A 20329-nucleotide genomic window follows, 5' to 3' on the forward strand; every position below is an offset into this window, starting at 1 on the left:
AAGCTATGCTTTATACATACATAGTATTCTAAATTTAAGTTATTACTGTCTTAATTATTACTGTCCTCATTTCCATCTGAAATACTATGTGATTGCTCATAATCTGTATTCTGTGTCGGAAGATTTTCATCATCAAATACATCACTGCCTTCTATGCCTGTATAAACATCTTCCATATTTTCAGTTTCTACATCTTCATGCTGTATACGCTCCATATCGGATTCACCCTCCGGCATATAATCTATACCGAGTTCTTTAAATAATCCGCTGCTTATAGCATGACTTTCATCTTTTATATCTATCTTATAACCCGTAAGTCTGGCTGCCAGCCTTGCATTCTGACCTTCCTTTCCTATAGCAAGTGAAAGCTGGTAGTCAGGAACTACGACCTGTGCCTCTTTTTTTGCTTCATCTGCAACTACACAGATTACTTTTGCGGGATTAAGTGCATTTTCAATAAGTGCCGCCGCATTTTCAGTCCAATTAATTATATCTATCTTTTCACCGTTAAGTTCGTCAACCACTGCATTAACCCTTGAGCTGTTAACTCCTACACATGCACCTACCGCATCAACTTCCTCATTATGGCTTATTACAGCTATTTTGGTTCTTGAACCCGGTTCACGGGCTATTGACATTATCTCAACAGTCCCTTCCCTGATTTCCGATACCTCAGCTTCAAAAAGCCTTTTAACAAGATCAGGATGTGTCCTTGATACTGTAATCCTTGGTCCTCTGTTAGGTCCTTTTATAGGTTCCTTTACTTCAAGTATATATACCTTTATCCTGTCAGTAGGTTCAAAATGTTCACTTTTAACCTGCTCTTTTTCAAGAAGCATCGCATCACATCTTCCAAGATTTACTGAGATATTGTTACCGATATATCTTTGTACAACGGCAGTTACAACATCCCTTTCCTTTTCAAAATATTCATTATATATTGCTTTTCTTTCTTCTTCCCGTATTTTTTGGAGTATAACATTTTTGGCAACCAATGTAGCTATACGTCCGAAATCCTTTGACTTTAAGGGTATCAGCACCTTGTCGCCTATTTCATATCCCGGATCAAGCTCTCTTGCTTCCTCAAGACTTATTTTAAGGGCTTTTTCTTCATTTGTAACGCCTTCGTAGGCTTCTACCACCTCTTTTTCCTGTAAAACCTGATAATCGCAAGTCTCCGGATCCATCACAACCTGCACATTGTCTGAAGTTCCGTAATTGTTTTTACATGCCGACAGAAGTGAATTTTCTATAGCTTCTATCAATACCTCCTTACTTATATTTTTCTCTTTTTCAAGTGTATCAAGTGCATCTAAAAGTTCTTTATTCATTTTTCCGTTGTCCTCCTTATTATTTAAATCTTTTCTATAAAATTAACGGCAGTATGTTATATTATTAGAATCCCACATTAAGTTTTATAACTGCAATATCGGTACGTTTTATTTTTAATATTCCGGCTTCTGAATCACAGCTTCCATTACCCTGACATTTAGAGGCTAATTTTGACGGCTTTTTTTTCACTGGTGCATCGCTGTCAACTTCAATATAAATATTTTCTTTATCAAAATCCTCCAATATACCTGTAAACTCTTTTTCTCCGTTTACAGCTGTATAAAGCCTGATATCAACCTTTTTACCTTTTTCTCTTATAAAATCCTTATCCTTTTTAAGTTTTCTTCCAAGACCGGGTGAGCTTACCTCAAGAGTATAACTTTCCTGTATAAAATCATTAAGATCAAGCCAACTGCTTAGGGCATGACTTATCTCGACGCAGTCATCCATACTGATACCGCTTTCCTTATCACAATACGCCCTAAGATAATATTGTGAACCCTCTTTTACAAATTCAACATCAACTACTTCAAAGTCTATTTCTTTGCTTAATTTTTCAAGAAATTCTTCAGTTCTACTGACATATTCTTCACTTTTTCCCATTTTCTTCCTTTCTCGCAGCAGGCATCAGATATTTATCTTAAACCATAGAAAAAGTGGACCGTGTACGGCCCACTTGATAATAAACTCTATTACATGCCCAATTATAGCACTAAAGCAAACTAAATGCAAGCATTCTCTTAAGCTGTAACAAAAACTGTTTTCAATTAATCGTTATTTATTCACATATAGGAGGGTCGTTCTGCATTCCAGTGACTAGAACTGGGAGGGTCATGTTGACCGGAATGCAGAAAACCTTATTAATATGAAAGCTTTCCGTCCGTATAAACAATACAGGTCTGCCTGCATTTATTCAACAAAGCAGCGGAATGTTCCTGAAACAGGTGCGACATTTCCCGTTTCCATACAAACACCACAGCACGGCTAAAATGTAAAAGATGCTGTCAGCTTTCATTAACAGCACTGCTTACCGGTAAAGACCGTATGCAACGCTACCCCTGTATTTTAACATATTAAAAGTTAAGAAAAGGTTAAGATATCTATTTTTGATATCCTTTTAAATTTCTCTTGTATATTTCTTAAGCCATTCCTTTTCTTCATCATTAAGCATCGGTGAAAGTTTTTCATAAACTGCCTTATGGTAATCGTTAAGAAGTTTTACATCTTCAGCAGTCATTATACTCTTATCAACTGCATCAAGATCCATAGGTATAAATGTGATAGGTTCAAAATGCATAAACTGCCCATATTCATTCTTTGTACCGTTTACTACAAGAAGTTCATTTTCAAGACGTATTCCATGTGAACCGTCTATATAGAGCCCGGGTTCATCAGTAATCACCATACCCGCTTCAAAAGGCTGATTATCCATAGGCATACTTCTCCACCTTACACCTGAAGGTCCTTCATGTATATTAAGAAGATATCCTACGCCATGACCTGTGCCGTGATTATAATCAAGATCTCTCTCCCAGAAAGGAGTTCTTGTAATTATATCAACATTGGTACTGTTTACACCATATTTAAATCTTGCAACGCCAAGCCTTAAATTAGATATAAGCACCAGTGTAAAATGTTCCTTCATAATTGCCGGAACATCACCAAGTGCGTAAGTTCTTGTTATATCCGTTGAACCCTCATAAAATCCTGCACCCGTATCAGTAAGTAAAAAGCATCCCGGCTTAATTTCAACATCAGTTTCCTCTGTTGCACTATAATGTATTATTGCACCGTGCTGACCAAATGCAACTATAGGTTCAAAACTTGGACGTATAAAATCCCCCATCTGCTCACGGAATTCATCAAGTTTCGCAGAAGCTGAAAGTTCAGTAATTTTAATCTTTCCAACATTTTCTTTTATCCACTTCATGAATCTTACATGTGCTACACCGTCTTTAAGCTGAGCTTTACGTATATTTTCTATCTCTACGTTATTTTTTACAGCCTTAAATAATATTTCGGGATTTCTTTCATCAACCTTTTTAACCTTCGGCGGAATATTATTATAAAGTGCATAATTAATTCTGCCGGAGTCAAGCAGTACCACATCATCATGATTCAGCTTCTTGATATCTTCATAAATATCATTATACGGATGAATTATTACATTGTCTTTTGCAAAGGCAGTTTTAATTTTATCATCAAGCTTGGTTTCATCAATATACAGTTCCATCTTATCCATTGTGATTACAGCATAGGAAAGAAGCAGCGGGAAAAATTCGATATCATTTCCACGTACATTAAGTATCCAGCATATATCGTCAAGAGTAGTAAGAATATGTTTATTGGCACCTGCTTTTTTCATCGCCTCACGTACTCTTTTAAGTTTACTCTCAGTAGTTTCACCTGTATATTTTATATCAAGATAAAATGCCGGTTCCTTTGAAAGAGGCGGTCTGTTTGTCCAGATCTCATCAATTAAATCACAATCATAAACTATTTTTCCGCCTTTTACATCAACTATATCGTAATACCCTACACCTTCAGACATAGAAACAACCCTTCCGTCAAAACCGAGAACGGCATTCTGTGGCAGAGCTTCTTTAATATACTCACAAATAGTAGGCACACCCGGATTCCCCATCTTCATAAGTAAAACGCCTGTACCTTCAAGCTGCTGTGAAGCCTGGAGAAAATATCTGCCGTCAGTCCATAGTCTGGCATCATCTTTTGTAATCACTGCAGTTCCCTGTGAACCCGAAAAACCCGTTATAAATTTTCTAGCCTTAAAATGCTCCCCCACATACTCTGACTGATGAAAATCTGCTGTTGGAATTACATACATATCTATCTTCCTGTCAGCCATAAGCCTGCGAAGTTTCTCTATTCTTTCTTTAATTTCCATATGCTTACTCTCCTTTGCAAAAAAATATTTTATGGATAATACCCAGAAGCACGTTTTATGGTTACAATGACACTTTTAAAATACAGAATACAATATACAAAGAATAATGCTCCTAAAAATGGTATCATAAACCGCTTCTGCGTATTACTATACATCAGCTATCTGTATAAATCAAGTCTTAAAAAACAAGTTTTTTCCTACATTTTATACTAAACACTACAATATCAGTACACTTAACAAAATCATTATACAGCTTTTAAGTAAAAGCAAAATACTGCAAAATCTATAAAAGCTCATTTAAACAGGCAGAACCGTAAGGTCTTATACTTGTAACATATGCACAGCCTTTTCCAAGCAAATTTTCCATATGAAATACATATTGACTTGTAATCTCCTCCGGTATTATAGCCATTATTACACCCCCAAATCCGCCTCCATGAACTCTGCATGCGCCTCTTTTATGTCTTTTTATAAAAAGCTCACTTATAGCAAGTCCTATGCATATACCCTGTTCCTCGGGATTTTTAATCGAATAACAGTTTTGAAGGTATTTCCACGAAGAATCTCCGCTCTCTTTTACATTATCCAAAAACTTATCAAAATTTCCGGATCTTAATGCCTCTATTTCATTTTCAACACGCCCGTTTTCCGCATAAAAATGCAATGCTCTCATAACGGCACGATCTCCTGCATACGCTCTTAAACTCTGCAGATTAAACAGTATCTTTTCTTCAAATACCTGTCCCAGTCCTTTATATCCGAAATACCCGGCTATTTTTTTCATATCATGCGGAATTGCACTGTACTCTTCTTTAAAGTCTTCATGCTCATTTCCTGTCTGTACAAGTATTATATTATAACCGCAGGCTTCAAAGCTAAAATCAATCTTTCTTATAAGAGGATCCTCAGGATTTACAAAATTAATAGCTAAAATTCCGCCTATACCGCAAGTCAACTGATCTAAAAGCCCGCTTGCCTTTTTCCAATATATATTTTCAGCAAATTGCCCTGCATAGGCATAGGTCCTCGGCTCTATACTGCCCTGATTAAACAATGTGCTTACAATCTGACATAAAATATTTTCAAAAGCGGCAGATGAACTTACACCTGCACTTTTTATTATACTGCTGTCTAAATAGGCATCAAAACCGCCAACCTTGTAACCCATCTCCATAAGTGCTCTCAAAACTCCCTTTGCAAGTTCTCTTGAACCTTTATAAGTTTTATTTGACTCAAGTGCACTAAGGCTTATCGTAATCTCACCAAACCTTTCACTGTATATGTTTACAATAGGTGTTTGATTTGCCGCCGCAGCAGCAGCTATATCAAATGTAATGCTGCCGCCAAGTACCTTTCCAAAATTATGATCAGTATGATTTCCACCTATCTCAACCCTGCCCGGAGATGAAAAAAGTTGAAAATCCTGACTTTTATACCTTTTTACAAAGACATCTATAATATTCTCATATCTCAAAGCCGCAGCCTCAGCTTTTTTTGTACCATAAAGTTTTCTGAATAAAACCCTGCAATCAGTACTTCTTATCATCTTCATATTTTTAGATATATCCATAAAAACCTGCTGCTTTTATATATAAGCAGTTTCCCCCTGAACATCAAATTCCTGTATAAGTATAATGTACTCTGTTTATTATAAACTTTAATAAAAAACAGATACATCAAATAAGAATAAGTATATAAATTTTTATATATTTTTTATTTTGAGCTTAATACTCTATATCAGATATTATAACATATTTTTTTATTTTTAGCGATATCAATACTTTTTTACCAGAGGATGTATTAAAACCTGATATTCTTTTCTTCATAAACACCTCGTCTTAATCTACTGTAGTACAATTTTTGTACTTATTAATTACCTTGTTTCTCTGATTTTTATCAATTGTATTTTTCATAAAGGTTTCATCCCTATTTCCCCATTCTCATCTATTACCAAAACAGGGTTGCTGGCGTCTCGGTCAATCCTTGTAATACAGGTCTTTTCATAATCATTACTATATTCGTATATAAAAATATGCCTATCTGTACAAAAAATCTCAGGATCTGATTGTTCTGAAAAAAAGTTTTTCTTTTTATAAATTTCTTTGGATAAACCTGTATCACTATCTATAGAAAATACATATAAATTTTTATCTCCTTTTTCATTGGCTGAAAAATCATTATACAATAAGTATATTACCTTATCTCTAATTGCAAACCCTTCTAAAACATCTTCATCTCTCAAGCTTGCATTTATAATTTCATAATTAATATAGGATTTATCCAAAGTATTTTTAACATCTTCCACCTTAATTCTAAATATTTTATATTCATCTGTTTCATACATTACCTTACCTATTTCTTCACTTGTCAGCCCTCTAAAACTGCTTTTTACTAATTTTTCTTTATATTCTCTATCTCTGTAGTTAACTACCTGCATTCCAAATATATATATATACCCATCTGAAACTTCCGACAATTCTCTAGCATATAAGTTTATACTATCCAAATTATAGTTATCAATATCTCTATCCGCAACATCTGTTGTTGATATTCTTTTTCTTGCGGTTTCATCTACTTTTTCTGCAAATGAATCGTAAGGTAGAATATCTTCTTCTCTATAAGAATTCCACTCTGCAGGTGGCAAATAATACCGTAAAAGTTTTAGTCTGGGTATTTGATATTTTATCTTATTTATATCAAACATATAATAACGATGTACAAAATCTTGCTTTCCTAAAACTCAGTACTCTCATTATTATATTCTTTTCAATTTTATTCTCCTATTGCTTTATTTATCTCCTGTAATGATGTATACGGTATTTTTATGTCTTTTATATTAGTTTTGACAAATTCTCCATTTACCAATTCATAAATCATGCCTTCGTAAATAATCTCCTCCTCAAATGTTCTGTACATTATATCTACCGGTCTGTTGTAGGAATAATATATAGGATATGTGTAATATTCATCCAACATCGTTACATATATATAATCTTCTATAAAATAATAGTCTGAAGTCAATTTTTCACTTTCTCCATAAATTATTACAGTACATCTGAGCACTTTATTATTTGCATCTATATATTTTATTACTTCTCCATCCAATCCTATTATATCTTTATTAACAACTATTATCTTTTCCTTTAAATAATCATCTGAAAATTTTCCATAAAATTCATTTATATTACTTCTTATATCCTCAGTATTTATTTTTTTACTATCTCCGAATGCTGAGTTCACACACCCTGTTATTAATATACACAGCACCAAAAATAAACTTAAAAATTTAATATTATTTTTCATAGCAATCTCCATTACTTATTCACCTGGAAACGTTTGTATAACACCATTTAAAATTTGTACAACTGACAATCCCTTTCTACCTGTGTCTTGTAATATATATTTTTTCCTCCCCTTCATTATTTCTTGAATCGACTCCGTTTATTAATACATACACATCCCCATTATCATCTTTATTTAGGGTTATTTCAGGATACTCTATAAATCTACCGCAAGTGCTGTCATAAATACCCAGCTCTTCTCCATTTTTAATTAGACATAAAGTGTATTTTCCCCAATCGACTCTATCAAGGTATTTAATCTCAAGTTTTATAATCTCATTATTAGATGCAGGAATTAAATATATCTTTCCTCGCTCCAACTTTTCATATTTAATATCCGGTTCCAATCTTATTTCTTTACCGGATTGGTCGGTACTTAACATATTAATTCTCTCAATTCTGTCAATATTATCCGGTGCATAGGACATTTCAAAACCATTTACTAAATCATTATTATCAAAAGTAATCTTTATGCCAAATTCATCATTATAAAGTCCATCTAAAAAATAATATTTCTTGTCTTCAATTTTTTTATCACCGTTTTTTATACCTCCCGACAGTTCAAATTCTATTTTTTCTTTTTCAGTATTATTAATTTTAAACCAAACTACATATAAACTTTCTTTATTTTCTTCTCCCGTATAATTACATACTGTTACCGGTATTTTTTTACTGTTCTTAACAAGTTCTGCCGTTTTTTTATTACCTTTTTGAGGGATATCAGTCAAATTCAGTTCCCATCCGTCATCAGTAAAAGCTTTTACAGGAACGGGAAGTCTATAGTTATTTTCTTCCAGCTTAAAAGTATAGTCTTTCATATCCTTACTCAAACCGTCAGGAGCGGTATAAGTTAAATTACTAAGATTAGAATTTGATTTCACATCATCAGGCAGGGCTAACTTTCTTGTGATTTTTTTCGCACTATAACCTGCAAAAATACTTTCACTATTTTTATATAACTCTAATTCCAAATCATGTACATAAATATCTTCAGGTTCTAAGTATTCACGAAATCTCACTGTCAAGGTATCATTTCCCTCTTTTATAAATTCCCAATTTTTATACTCTCTATAGTTTTCCAAGTTACTTTTACTAAGTATAGGAAATATAAATTCATTACCGACTTCCTTTACATATATAATGCTTGCATCCGCCCTGGTTTCATTAAGTATATAACTCCATAACCTGGTATCTGCAACTTTACCTCCCGCTGATTGTATAATCTCCTTTGCACTTCCCTCATTAAGTTTCATACCATCAGAGGTAAAATCGGCAACTTTATTAAGTGTTCTTTTTGCCACATCTTCATCAGACATAATATTAAGATTAAACAAAAATAAAGCCTGTTCCTCATCTGAGTTAAGGACAGTATTTTCATATTCAATACCACTGATAAAATTACTCTTACCAAATGCAACGGTTTCTGCCAAAAGTTTTATTTTCTCTATTTCATCATCAGAAAATTGAGAGTTACTACAGCTGGCTATGCTGCTCGGCTTCACATATGTAGAGTTTTGTTTTTCTTCTATTTGTTTTATATTTTGACATGACATCATCAAAAAACTAAGTACTATTAATATATATATTTTTTTCATCTTTCTATCCTCCAATATTATGATATGTCTGCTAAAAATTGTCAATATATTCGGAAATTATCTTAATATTTTCTTTTGCAATATCGCTTAAATCATTCTCACTGAAATTTTTATTTTCCTCATACCATATGCCATAATTCATCAAATGAGTATGCCATATTCCCTCCTTACATAGATTAAATTCCAATTTCAATATTGTATTATTACGCTTTTACCTTATATCTTTAATTTATATCAATTATTTATTTTTAAAAAGGTTGATCCTCCTCTATAATATATCTTTGCTCTATTTTTACTATAGTCAAATACTTTTATAAGATAATAATTTAACAAAAAATAATTATCCTTTTCTAGGTATAAAAGCTCTGATTAACCAAAGTTCAACCGGAGCATTATTAACCCGTCCATGATATTTCATCTCCATTAAAATAATCAACTAATCTCTCATCCCCTATATAAAATTCACCGGCAGGAATGTCATAATAATCTTTTGTTGCATTAATATATCCTTTATCCCCATTATCCGTTTTAAAATAAATTAAATGTTGCATATCCGTTTCATATAAATATAAAACCTCTCCTTGCTGATATACAGCCATTTCATAGCTAGCAGTTTTATCATTATACCTATATGCTCCGAGTTCTTTTACCAATGTATGCTTAAAATCATTTATAGCATAATTACCTTCTAAAGTAAGATTTAAATCAGGATTTATTAGATATATACCTGTTGTATTTTGAAAACCTATAATATATTTTCTATCTTCCACATATAAACCCAAATTTTGATATGCAGATTTTAAATGACCGTTTAAAGTTGACTTGTATATTATACTATCTTTATTTAAGCTGTAGAATTTACTTATTCGTGTATCATTAACATAGTGAATTGATATACCTATACAATAATTACCATGAGCATCATTTATAAGTACACTTTTCGCTCCTTCTTCACTGTAACCTATTATTTCTCTTTGATTATTTACCTCTAGACCCGTGTAATTATCTTCATTAATAAATACCCTTACTGAATCCATCACTCCATCATTGTCAATATCAATTTCATATTTCATGTTATAATCTATAAAATTAATAATATATCCTTCTTTATTAATTACATTTACAATGTCTCTTTTTTTGTATATACTACAGGCATCTGTTATAATTAAAAAACATATAATTATAGGTATCAAACTGATTTTATTCATAAATACTTCCTTTCAAATTCATCCAACCAAACTTCATAGATGTTATTTTTATTGTAAAATCCACTTTCCACGTTATCAAAATATATCTTTGCTTCCTTTACACACTAATCAGGAATTTTATACATTCCAACTCACTACCAATCAATTCCATAAAATGTGTCTCCATTTTTCCATTTGGTTAATCCTGTTTTATTTCCGGTTTCTGTATCTACTATAAAAAATTTTATTCTATACCATCCATCCCAAAAAAACGGAATATCGCCTACCGTATAAAATATATATCTTTCGTCAGATGAAAATTTAAGATCTAAAATATACTGGCAAAATAGATATTGATTCGTAACATGTTTCTTTTCCTTTGTATTTAAATCATATATATATATTTCCGGTTCCTCATAATATACAATCTTACTCATATCATCCGGCATATCCATAATTCCACTTGCATCTATAGCCTCTGTTAAATTTATGTCCAGTATGCCTTTTTCATCATTCATCCCTATTGTTTTTTCAATAATTGTGCCTCTTTTACTCGCCTGACTTAACAATTTTTCTTCTGTTTCTAAGAAAAGTAATTCTAATCCGTCTGCTTTTTTTATAAAATATGTATAGCCTTGAAATCTACTGCTATTTACCATGGCTATATTCCAATTATCATTTACTTTTTTTATATGGCAGACAACAGTTGAATAATACCCCCAAAAAAAGATATATCCATCTTTACAGTATTTAGGCATACGAAGTTGTGTTACGCCAGAATGTTCATACTTAATTTCATCTAAACCCAGCTCTCTAACACATTTATTCAGATCATTAAGTGATATAATTGTTTTAAATGTATAATCTCTCATATCCAGTTCTGCAAGTCCCTGAAATCTATCCTCCCATATTACACCAATAATCTTCTCATAATTCTCGCTGTACGATAATTCATGAAATACATAGTCGGAAATTTTTTCGGCTTTCCCAGTCTCTATATTATATTTAAAAGTCCCTGCATCTCCATTATAAAAATCTGCGGCAAATACTATAGGTGGTTGATTAGAAGCATTTTTAATTATATTATAGGCAATATATTTTTTGTATGCAAACCATATGCACATAAAAATCAAAAAAAATGCTACTATCTTTATTAATTTTATTTTTTTCATATCAAGCCCTTTAATCTGATGTAATACATTTTTGGTTTCCATTTAGAAAATAATACTGTGTATGTAATCTATTCCAAATATCATATAAATCACCATATAAGTTAGTGGGATATAAAAACTCCGTTATTAAATACTATCTATGTCAGAAATATGTAAATTAAGCAACGTATTATATTCTTTTTCATAATTCTTTTTGCTATTCATTTATATGAGCGATTGCCGAATCAATAAATTCATAGTAATATTTACAATTTTTTTACTTCTTAGCTTTATATACCCCTCCTGAAGCTACAATTAATGTTCCGTAGTCAAAAGGATATGATAATCTCGGATTATCCCAATTTTTTGCATTTATTTATAAAATTAATCTGAAGCAAAGTTTCCGGTTATATACTACCCGTATTCTTTTTCATTTGCAATACAAAAAAAATTTTTATTTACCATCTAACTACCAATCAACTCCGTAAAACATATCTCCCTTTTTCCATTTATCTAATCGTATTTTATTTCCTGTCTTTACATCTACTATAAAAAAATTTAATCTATATCCATCAGACCAAAAAAACGGAATATCTCCTACTGCATAAAATATATACTTCGCATCCGATGACAACTTAATGTATACAATATGCTGCCATAATAAATATTGATTATTTATATGTTTCCTGTTCCTTGTCTCTAAATCGTAAATATATATATTAGGCTCTTGATAATATGAAATCATAGTTGTATCATTAGACACATCCATATTTCCGGTTGAATCGCTAAAATTTTTCCTTGGAGTAATTAGTAATTCTTCTTCTCCAAATGTCTCTAAATTATTTTTATCAATATTTATTTTTTCAATCTTTTGGTTATAGATTTCATAGCGTGATTCTACAAATAATAAGTCTTTATTATTTTCTTCTTTAATATGATAACTATAATTTTCATGTTCAGATTTATATAATACCTTCATTTTCCAAACATCATTTTGTTTATTAAAATAACAAATAACATCACCGGAATTTTCCCAAAAAAATGTACATCCGTCTTTATAAAACTGCGGCATGTGTATACCGGCTACCCCGGGCATATCATACTTAATCTCATCTAATCCTATATCTTTAGCACATTTATTTAATTCTTCTAAATCTATAATTGGCTTAAATGTATATTGTTTCATATCCAACTCAGCTAATCCTTGAAATTTATCCTCCCATATCACACCAATAACCTTTTCATAATCATTGCTGTATGATAAATCCTGAAAAACATAATCTGAAATTTTTTCAGCTTTTCCGGTATTTATATTATATTTAAAAGTCCCTTTGTCTCCATCTTTAAATCGTATTGAAAACACTATAGGTGGTTTCTTTATTATCTCTTTGATCATCTTATAATTGATATATACCTTATATAAACAAACTACACATAATATGGTAATAAGAAAAATAAATACCTTTATTATTCTTCTCTTCATACAATACCTCATCTTAATCTACAGTAGTACAATTTTTATACTTATGAATTCCATCTCAAATTTCTTTCAAATCACCATATTTTACATTTATATGCTTCAAAATATTCACCCCCCTCCTCCCAATATTTACCACCCTCCATCTTTTGCACAGCTAATGCATTTATCAACTGGTTCTCTTGCTACTCCAATTCCCAACTCTGATCTAACTACACTTATACCAAAATTTGATATATAATTATTCTGTTTGATAAATTGCAGATGACACTGCATCCTACTATATTCTCACCTTTCCATGAAACATATATTACAGTTCTTACATCTGCATTTATACTTTTGGTAAATACTTCCTATTCTTCAATTATTTTTTCTATCTCATCTTTACCAAAGCTTAAATTATTAGTTTCAGTACCTACTGCCTTTATGTAATCAATAAGCTTTTTTTGCATCTTCTGCCTCGTATTATGAAAGCATATAAGCACCGCAATACTCGCACTCTCTAAGCCTTTCATCCGGCAGGTTGCAGGCTCTTCTTTGCTTTTCCACAAGCTTTTTTACAAAATCCGTGGCAGGGTTTTGCACTATCTCAGAAGGCTTATCGTATTGTTCTATCTCACCCTTATCAAGTACCAAAACCTTTGTACCAAGCTTTAATGCTTCTTCAATATCATGAGTGACAAACAATATAGTGATACCTGTTTTTTTATGTAAAGACTTCAATTCATTTTGTAATTGTTCCCTTGTGATAGCATCTACCGCTCCGAATGGCTCATCCATCAGTAAAATATCAGGAGATGCCGCAAGAGCTCTTGCAATTCCTACTCTTTGCTGCTGCCCTCCAGAAAGTTCTGACGGATATCTGTCCTTCATGGACGAATCCAAACCTATTACCTCCATCCATTTATCCACAGCCTTTTTAGTCTTTTCCTTGTCATTTTTATTCCATAGGCTTGGAACATAGGAAATATTTTCTTCAACCGTCATATTTGGGAATAAAACACTGCCCTGTATAGCATAGCCGATACTTCTTCTTAACCTAATCATATCTATATTCTTGATATTTTCTCCATTTACAAAAATATCTCCTGATGTAGGCTCATAAAGTCCGTTAATCATCTTTAAAGCGGTAGTTTTTCCACAACCTGAAGAGCCTACAATGGTAACAAACTCTCCCTTTTCTATTTGTAAATTCAAATCCGGTATAATTACCGTATCTCCATAACTTTTTCTTATATGTGAAAACTCAATAGCTATTGCCATAAATCCTCCTATTCTATAAGTCCTTTTTCTAATAAAAATGCCTTTGCAACATCCCTCGGCTCTTTCTTTCCACTCTCCACTTCATAGTTCATCCTCTGTATATCCGACTCATTTATCAGCTTATCAAATTTTTGCAAAGCACTGTGAAGCTGTGGATATTTATCCAATATTTCCTCTCTTACCACCATTCCCGCCTGATATGAAGGATACATATTTTTATCATCTTCAAGAAGTACAACATCCGCCTGAGCCAGCTGACCGTCTGTAGTATTTACAGGCATTATATCTATTTTACCGCTGTTTATCGCCTGATATTTAAGTCCCATATCCATATCACTTGTAGAAGCAAATAAAAGATTATATGTTTTACTTAACATATCATATCCGTCCTGACGCTCAAAGAAGTCATATTCGGCACCAAGAATCAGCTTCCCATTCAGTTTTTGTAAATCGGAATATGTTTTTATATCATTCTTTACTGCAATATCTTTTCTAACGGCAATGCCGTAGGTATTATTAAAGCCAAGCATTACATCCCATGTAAGTCCGAGCTTTTCCTGATATTCTTTTTGTAAAATATCAAACTGTTCTTCACCGTACTGATTTTCATGTTTTAATACCATATTCCAGCCTGTACCTGTGTATTCCGGGTAGAGATCAAACTCACCGCTTTCCATAGCCGGTTCTATATTTGAGGTTCCTCCACCTACTCCCTGTGTAATATCTACGGATAAATCTGTATTATTTTCTATATATAATTTTAACATCTCACCAAGAATATATTGTTCAGTCATAGGCTTTGTCGCAAGATGGATTATATTTTTATTTTTCTTTGGAAGTAATCCCACAATCAAGATACAAAAAATTAAGACAAGCGAAATAACAGCAAGTATTCTGTTTTGCTTTTTTGCAGCCTTTCCATGTATCTGCATTCTTTTTTCAACAAATCCAAGAATAAAATCTACCGCTAATGCCAAAACTGCAATAATTAAGCTTCCTGTTATAGTCATTGCAGCATTATTTGTGGTAATGCCTCTATAAATAGCTACTCCAAGTCCTCCGGCTCCGATAAATGAAGCAATACCTGCAAGTGCTATTGTCATTGTGACCATATTTCTGATTCCTGAGATTATAACAGGCATTGCAAGAGGTATCTGTACTCTGAAAAGTATCTGCTTTTTGGTACTTCCCATACCCTTTGCCGCTTCCAATATACCTGCATCCACATTTATCATTCCTGTATAGGTATTTCTAACCATAGGTAGGAGTGCGTATATTGTCAAAGCAATAATAGCTGTGGCATTTCCTATACCTGAAAAAGGTATTAAAAATCCAAGCATTGATATAGATGGAATCGTATATAAAAAGTTTATCACTCCCAAAGTAAGTTTTGCACTTTTTTGAAACTCGCTTATAAAAATCCCTACTATACCTCCAAACACTATTGCAATCAATATGGCAATCAATGAGATTTCAATATGCTCCAACAAAAGCTTTCCAAAGAAATCCCATTTAGTACTTAATAATATCCCTATTTCCTTTATCATTTATCCTCCTAAAGTACTAGAACTTACCCGAATTGGTTAATTCCTCCCTACTTGGTACTATTTCTCTATTATCCCAATGTTCAACTATCTTACCATTTTCAAGTCTGAATAAATCAAATATTGCATACGCCTTACCCTCTACGATTACTTGAGAATATGCAACTACATAATTACCTTCTCCGATAACTTTAAAAACGAAGTCATAATATATTCCAAACTTATCGGCGGCTGTTTTAAAATCTATATTTTTGTCCTGTAACCACTGACTGTGCTCGATAATATCCTCTGATACATAGTCATAATATTTATCTGATTCCTTATTCTGCAATACCTCAGTAAGGAATAATCTTACTCTCTTTTTATTGCAATCGTTTTTTTCTAAATCTTTAATACTGAATTCACCTAAGATAGGATCTTCCTTAACAATCTTTTCAGGATATGCATCTATAACATCCCAATGTTCAACAATCCTTCCATTATTATCGGCACGGAAAATATCCATAGTGATCCATTTTATACTGCCGTCATTTAAGTTTTGTAAAACATGTAAAAATACAAACTCTCCATCTTCTATAGCACGGATGATCTGAATATCTCTTTTGGGATTTCTTTTAAAGAAATCTATGAAAAATGCCTTAAATCCTTCCTTGCCTCCTCCTACACCTGTACTGTGTTGAGTATAACTTTCTCCCATATAGCAGGATAGGACTTCCTCAATTTCTCCATCCTGTATACCTCTTATATATAAATTCTTTGCATTATTTAATTTCTCTGACATAATAATCTCCTCTCTGCCAAGCGATGGCACAAATAGTGATAAAAATATTTTTACACCATTCTCCTAATGTTAAAGCATTATTTTAAAAAGCTTAAAATTAATATTTGTTACTTGTTGTAATATAGATCATTACAACAAGTTTGTCAATACTTTTTATAATATAAAATAAATTATACTTTGGAAGTTCCTGCATTTTAAACTATCATTTCCTTATATTACTCCCTAAAAACAAAAAAGATGCCCAACAGACATCTTTAACAAAACTCTTCCATACCATTTTTCATATCTAAAAGAGTATATTCTTTCATTTTATTTTCCATAGCTTCCTGTATTTTTGCCAATTTGTCATCCAACAACCTATGTATATTATTTCCAACCGGACATAATGGATTTGGTGCCTCGTGAAAATGGAATAATCCTTCTTCCTTTACAGCTTGAACAGCCCTGTATACATCATAAAAAGAAATCTTCGATAAATCTCTTGTAATTTCTATTCCGCCTGTTCCCCTTGCTACAGTAAGCAGACCTGCCTTTCTTAGTTGTGAAAGTATATTTCTTATAATAACCGGATTTGAACTTATACTTCCTGACAGTAAGTCGCTTGTTATTTTTTCCTTATCCTTAAAATATTGTGCACATGCAAAAATATGTAATGCTATGGTAAATCTGCTTGAAATCTGCATTGATATCATCCCTTTCATGTATTTATAATGAAAGTATACTATTATAGTCACAAAGTTTATATAAGACTTAATAGCTTTAACTCCAGTATCAGTATACTATATCTCATTGTAATGTCAATGATTACATTCTTACTCCAAAAAATCCATATTCGGTCAAACCTTTTCCACTACTGTATTCTGATACTCTTCATCTATAAAGTGCTCTATTACATTTCTTGCCACAGTATATTTCTTTCTGTTCGTGGTTCTTATCATTACCATGGATGTTACTATACCGTTCCAGATAAAAAAGGCAGTTGTTATAAAAGCCAAAACAGTACCTATTAAAGACCGGGTTTTATCAATCGACTTAGATAGTGGCGGACGAAAAATCCTATCCTGTAAATAATTTCATTTAACTCCTCTATATTCCATACTTTGATAAATCAACTTTATTATCTTTTACCTCTATCCCCTCCGCCTCAAGCAGCTTTCTTTGTTCCCCCATCCCACCAAAAGCAAATTCGGGAGCCAGTTCACCTTTTGAGTTTACCACTCGAAAGCAGGGAATATTATCGGGATCCGGATTTTTATGAAGTGCATTCCCTACAGCCCTTGACATCTTTTTATTGCCTGCCATTTCTGCCACTCTTGCATAGGTTGCCACATAGCCTTTTGGTATCCTTTTTACCGCCTCATAGATTCTTTTAGTCGGAGAATCCGTTACAAGGTCATAACTTTCGGCAATCATTCTTTTAATATCCTCTTCTTTTACCGTTCCGTCAAGTATAATTGTATTCCAATGCTCCTTATTTTGATGATATCCCGGCAGGACGGAGGCATAGGTGCTTCTCCAAAAATCCCTCCATTCAGGGCTTACCTTTACATTTAAGTTTATAAATCCATTCCTTTCATATATGCATAGAAAAGCCTTCTTACTATCCCTTATCCTGACAAGCTGCCAATCAGCCTTTCTAAAAGGAGTATCCATATATGTATTTTCAAATGATAATCCGAAACTGCATGCATCTTCTTTTGTTTTCATAATAATTCCTTCTAAAATAACTTAAACCTTCCATTCCAAAAAGACATAAATATGATTCTCAGCCTAATATAAATGCTAAGACCATAAATCAAATGATGATTTATGCCATATTCATTATAGCACTGAATAGTTCAAAAGAAGTGGTGTTAATTGATTGTATACATAATTTTTCCGAAATTTAATATTTAAAAACTTCTAAAAATGCAATGCAACTTTCTTGCAGCATATTTACCAAGGCATACCTGCTTTAAAATCATATCTATTAAGAAACCCTGCCGGGTACAGCCATTTTGGTAAAATAACAGTTTCTCGTTTTATAGGATACACGGGATACCAATCTATTAATTTATATGCTTCAAAATATTCACCCCCCTCCTCCCAATATTTACCACCCTCCATCTTTTCGACTATGCACAAATAAGTATTGTCATATTCTGAAAGCGGCATTTCTCTTATTGGATTATCATCATTCTCAAGCCAAATATCATAAATGTGTTCTTCGTCATAAAAACTATTGCTATCTCCTACTATTTTCCAGCTTGCACCTGTTGCATAAAATGTTCTTTTAATTAATATAGCATTCTCATATTTATAAAAATCTTTCTCTGTTTTTGCATATTTAACAGGTAGCCAAGCCGGAATAAGGTAAATTATTATAATTGAAATTAGTAATAACAATAGTATAATAAAGCCTTTAAGCATTCTAATTAATCCTTTTATTAATAAATTTTCTTCCATCACTAATATTTTCCCTTTTATTTATTCAGAACAATTTTTTGTAAATAAAATTAGCTCAGCACCCTCACTTCCTAAATAGTATCGATTTTTAACTATATGTTTAATATAATGATTGTAATTCTTTACTTTCTAATGTTCATTTTCATCTTACCAAACCGGTTCATCTGAAATGTCATATATATTTATAAATTCAGTTGGATATACCCACTCAGGTAAGACAGTTGGATCTCTTATTATAGGATAAACAGGATACCACTCTATAATTTTATATGCTTGATACATAATACCTTTTATATCTTTTAATTCTGATACTTCCTCTACTTTACACAAATACACTTTTTGATGACCTGCAAAAGAGGTAGATATTTTCGGAGGTTTCATTTTACCTTCAATCCATACTTCATAAACCTTGTCCTTATTGTAAAATCCGGTTTCATCACCCACTTTGCTCCACCCTGTTCCTGTATCATAATTACCTTTTAATAAAATAAATTTGCCATACTTAATAAAATCTTCTTCTCTAATAGCATATTTTACGGGTATCCATGCAATAGTGATATAAATTACAATTAATACAAATACTATCTTAAATAAAAATATTACTTTTTTAACTATCCATTTCATCAATATTTCCCACTAAGACGTAGATTCTATACTCGATCTCTTGACCACAAAGATGCATTTTTACAATTTGTTCTCCAAAAAACAACCTGCTTTATAGCACAGCAACCACCCTATAAAAGTATTATCGTCTTTCCTTCTAATAACAAATATTGCAGCCTTTCTTTACATACATTTTGCTGACTTCTGCTCTCCAGTGCAATTACAATTACAGGTAAAAGCATAAGTATAATACTAAGTACTGTGGAACTGTCAAGATAAGTAGAGTCTTCAAACTCACTAAATTGTTTATGGTTCCTATGCTGCCAGAAGTTGAACCTCCAGCAACTGCTTATACATAACCGGCGGAAGTCCATCCGGGTTTGATGTATATATCCGTTTTTGATTGTAATATATAAATACATACCTGAAGATCATTGTTTTTACTTCTTCTCTTTTTATGCGATAGGTTGGAATCCTGTAAAGGAGTTCCTTCTTGAGCGTTGCGAAGAAGCTCTCCATCCTAGAGTTATCAAAGCAATGATTGACTCCGCTTAAACTTTGACTAACTCCTGCATTAGCAAGAACCTGTTTAAATGCTTCGCTAGTGTACTGACTTCCTCTGTCAGAATGCACAATAGCACCGTTCAGATTGTATTTTTGAGTTACAGCTTTAAAAGTATCAATGCACAATTCTTTCTTCATGTT

Annotated in this window: 19 protein-coding genes; all 19 read right to left on the bottom strand. The window is 32.4% G+C overall.

Going from position 1 to position 20329, the window contains the following annotated elements:
* Window positions 1-50: 50 nt before the first annotated feature.
* Window positions 51-1331: a transcription termination factor NusA gene (gene nusA, locus HMPREF9333_RS05295; protein ID WP_005540390.1), complete on the bottom strand. Its 1281-nt coding sequence runs from the start codon at window positions 1329-1331 to the stop codon at window positions 51-53.
* 64 nt (window positions 1332-1395) lie between these two features.
* On the bottom strand, window positions 1396-1935 hold the full coding sequence (locus HMPREF9333_RS05300; protein WP_005540392.1) for a ribosome maturation factor RimP: 540 nt from the start codon (window positions 1933-1935) through the stop codon (window positions 1396-1398).
* A gap of 514 nt (window positions 1936-2449) precedes the next feature.
* The gene (locus tag HMPREF9333_RS05305; protein WP_005540394.1) at window positions 2450-4237 is read right to left on the bottom strand and encodes an aminopeptidase P family N-terminal domain-containing protein; all 1788 of its coding nucleotides are present in this window, start codon (window positions 4235-4237) and stop codon (window positions 2450-2452) included.
* Window positions 4238-4520: 283 nt separating this feature from the next.
* Window positions 4521-5807, bottom strand: coding sequence for a galactokinase (locus HMPREF9333_RS05310; RefSeq protein WP_005540395.1), 1287 nt, complete (start codon window positions 5805-5807; stop codon window positions 4521-4523).
* Window positions 5808-6146: 339 nt separating this feature from the next.
* On the bottom strand, window positions 6147-6941 hold the full coding sequence (locus tag HMPREF9333_RS05315; protein ID WP_005540397.1) for a hypothetical protein: 795 nt from the start codon (window positions 6939-6941) through the stop codon (window positions 6147-6149).
* Window positions 6942-7009: 68 nt separating this feature from the next.
* Window positions 7010-7540 carry a hypothetical protein gene (locus HMPREF9333_RS05320; protein ID WP_005540398.1) on the bottom strand — a complete coding sequence of 177 codons (531 nt, stop codon included), beginning with the start codon at window positions 7538-7540 and terminating at the stop codon, window positions 7010-7012.
* A gap of 76 nt (window positions 7541-7616) precedes the next feature.
* Window positions 7617-9173 carry a hypothetical protein gene (locus tag HMPREF9333_RS05325; RefSeq protein ID WP_005540400.1) on the bottom strand — a complete coding sequence of 519 codons (1557 nt, stop codon included), beginning with the start codon at window positions 9171-9173 and terminating at the stop codon, window positions 7617-7619.
* A gap of 395 nt (window positions 9174-9568) precedes the next feature.
* Window positions 9569-10381 carry a hypothetical protein gene (locus tag HMPREF9333_RS05330; RefSeq protein WP_005540401.1) on the bottom strand — a complete coding sequence of 271 codons (813 nt, stop codon included), beginning with the start codon at window positions 10379-10381 and terminating at the stop codon, window positions 9569-9571.
* Between the two features lie 134 nt (window positions 10382-10515).
* Complete coding sequence (locus HMPREF9333_RS05335; RefSeq protein ID WP_040882317.1) at window positions 10516-11532, bottom strand: hypothetical protein; 1017 nt, start codon at window positions 11530-11532, stop codon at window positions 10516-10518.
* Between the two features lie 448 nt (window positions 11533-11980).
* Window positions 11981-12994, bottom strand: a complete 1014-nt coding sequence (locus HMPREF9333_RS05340) for a hypothetical protein (RefSeq protein ID WP_005540405.1) — start codon at window positions 12992-12994, stop codon at window positions 11981-11983.
* A gap of 459 nt (window positions 12995-13453) precedes the next feature.
* On the bottom strand, window positions 13454-14251 hold the full coding sequence (locus tag HMPREF9333_RS05345; RefSeq protein WP_005540407.1) for an ABC transporter ATP-binding protein: 798 nt from the start codon (window positions 14249-14251) through the stop codon (window positions 13454-13456).
* Between the two features lie 8 nt (window positions 14252-14259).
* The gene (locus HMPREF9333_RS05350; RefSeq protein WP_005540409.1) at window positions 14260-15798 is read right to left on the bottom strand and encodes an ABC transporter permease/substrate-binding protein; all 1539 of its coding nucleotides are present in this window, start codon (window positions 15796-15798) and stop codon (window positions 14260-14262) included.
* Window positions 15799-15814: 16 nt separating this feature from the next.
* Window positions 15815-16576 carry a nuclear transport factor 2 family protein gene (locus tag HMPREF9333_RS05355; RefSeq protein WP_005540411.1) on the bottom strand — a complete coding sequence of 254 codons (762 nt, stop codon included), beginning with the start codon at window positions 16574-16576 and terminating at the stop codon, window positions 15815-15817.
* A 254-nt stretch (window positions 16577-16830) separates the two neighbouring features.
* The gene (locus HMPREF9333_RS05360) at window positions 16831-17259 is read right to left on the bottom strand and encodes an Rrf2 family transcriptional regulator (protein ID WP_005540413.1); all 429 of its coding nucleotides are present in this window, start codon (window positions 17257-17259) and stop codon (window positions 16831-16833) included.
* 153 nt (window positions 17260-17412) lie between these two features.
* Window positions 17413-17571 (bottom strand): hypothetical protein, encoded by a 159-nt coding sequence (locus HMPREF9333_RS12880; RefSeq protein WP_242822314.1) that lies wholly within the window; start codon window positions 17569-17571, stop codon window positions 17413-17415.
* A 91-nt stretch (window positions 17572-17662) separates the two neighbouring features.
* The gene (locus HMPREF9333_RS05370; RefSeq protein WP_005540414.1) at window positions 17663-18283 is read right to left on the bottom strand and encodes a methylated-DNA--[protein]-cysteine S-methyltransferase; all 621 of its coding nucleotides are present in this window, start codon (window positions 18281-18283) and stop codon (window positions 17663-17665) included.
* A gap of 228 nt (window positions 18284-18511) precedes the next feature.
* Entirely contained in the window at window positions 18512-19021 is a 510-nt protein-coding gene (locus HMPREF9333_RS05375; protein ID WP_040882318.1) for a hypothetical protein, read from the bottom strand.
* Window positions 19022-19168: 147 nt separating this feature from the next.
* On the bottom strand, window positions 19169-19645 hold the full coding sequence (locus tag HMPREF9333_RS05380; RefSeq protein WP_005540418.1) for a hypothetical protein: 477 nt from the start codon (window positions 19643-19645) through the stop codon (window positions 19169-19171).
* 294 nt (window positions 19646-19939) lie between these two features.
* Window positions 19940-20329, bottom strand: a 390-nt coding sequence (locus tag HMPREF9333_RS05385) for a DDE-type integrase/transposase/recombinase (protein ID WP_207635715.1), incomplete at its 5' end; no start/stop codon positions are given.

Origin of the sequence: Johnsonella ignava ATCC 51276, from assembly GCF_000235445.1 — a bacterium.
Classification (GTDB): domain Bacteria; phylum Bacillota; class Clostridia; order Lachnospirales; family Lachnospiraceae; genus Johnsonella; species Johnsonella ignava.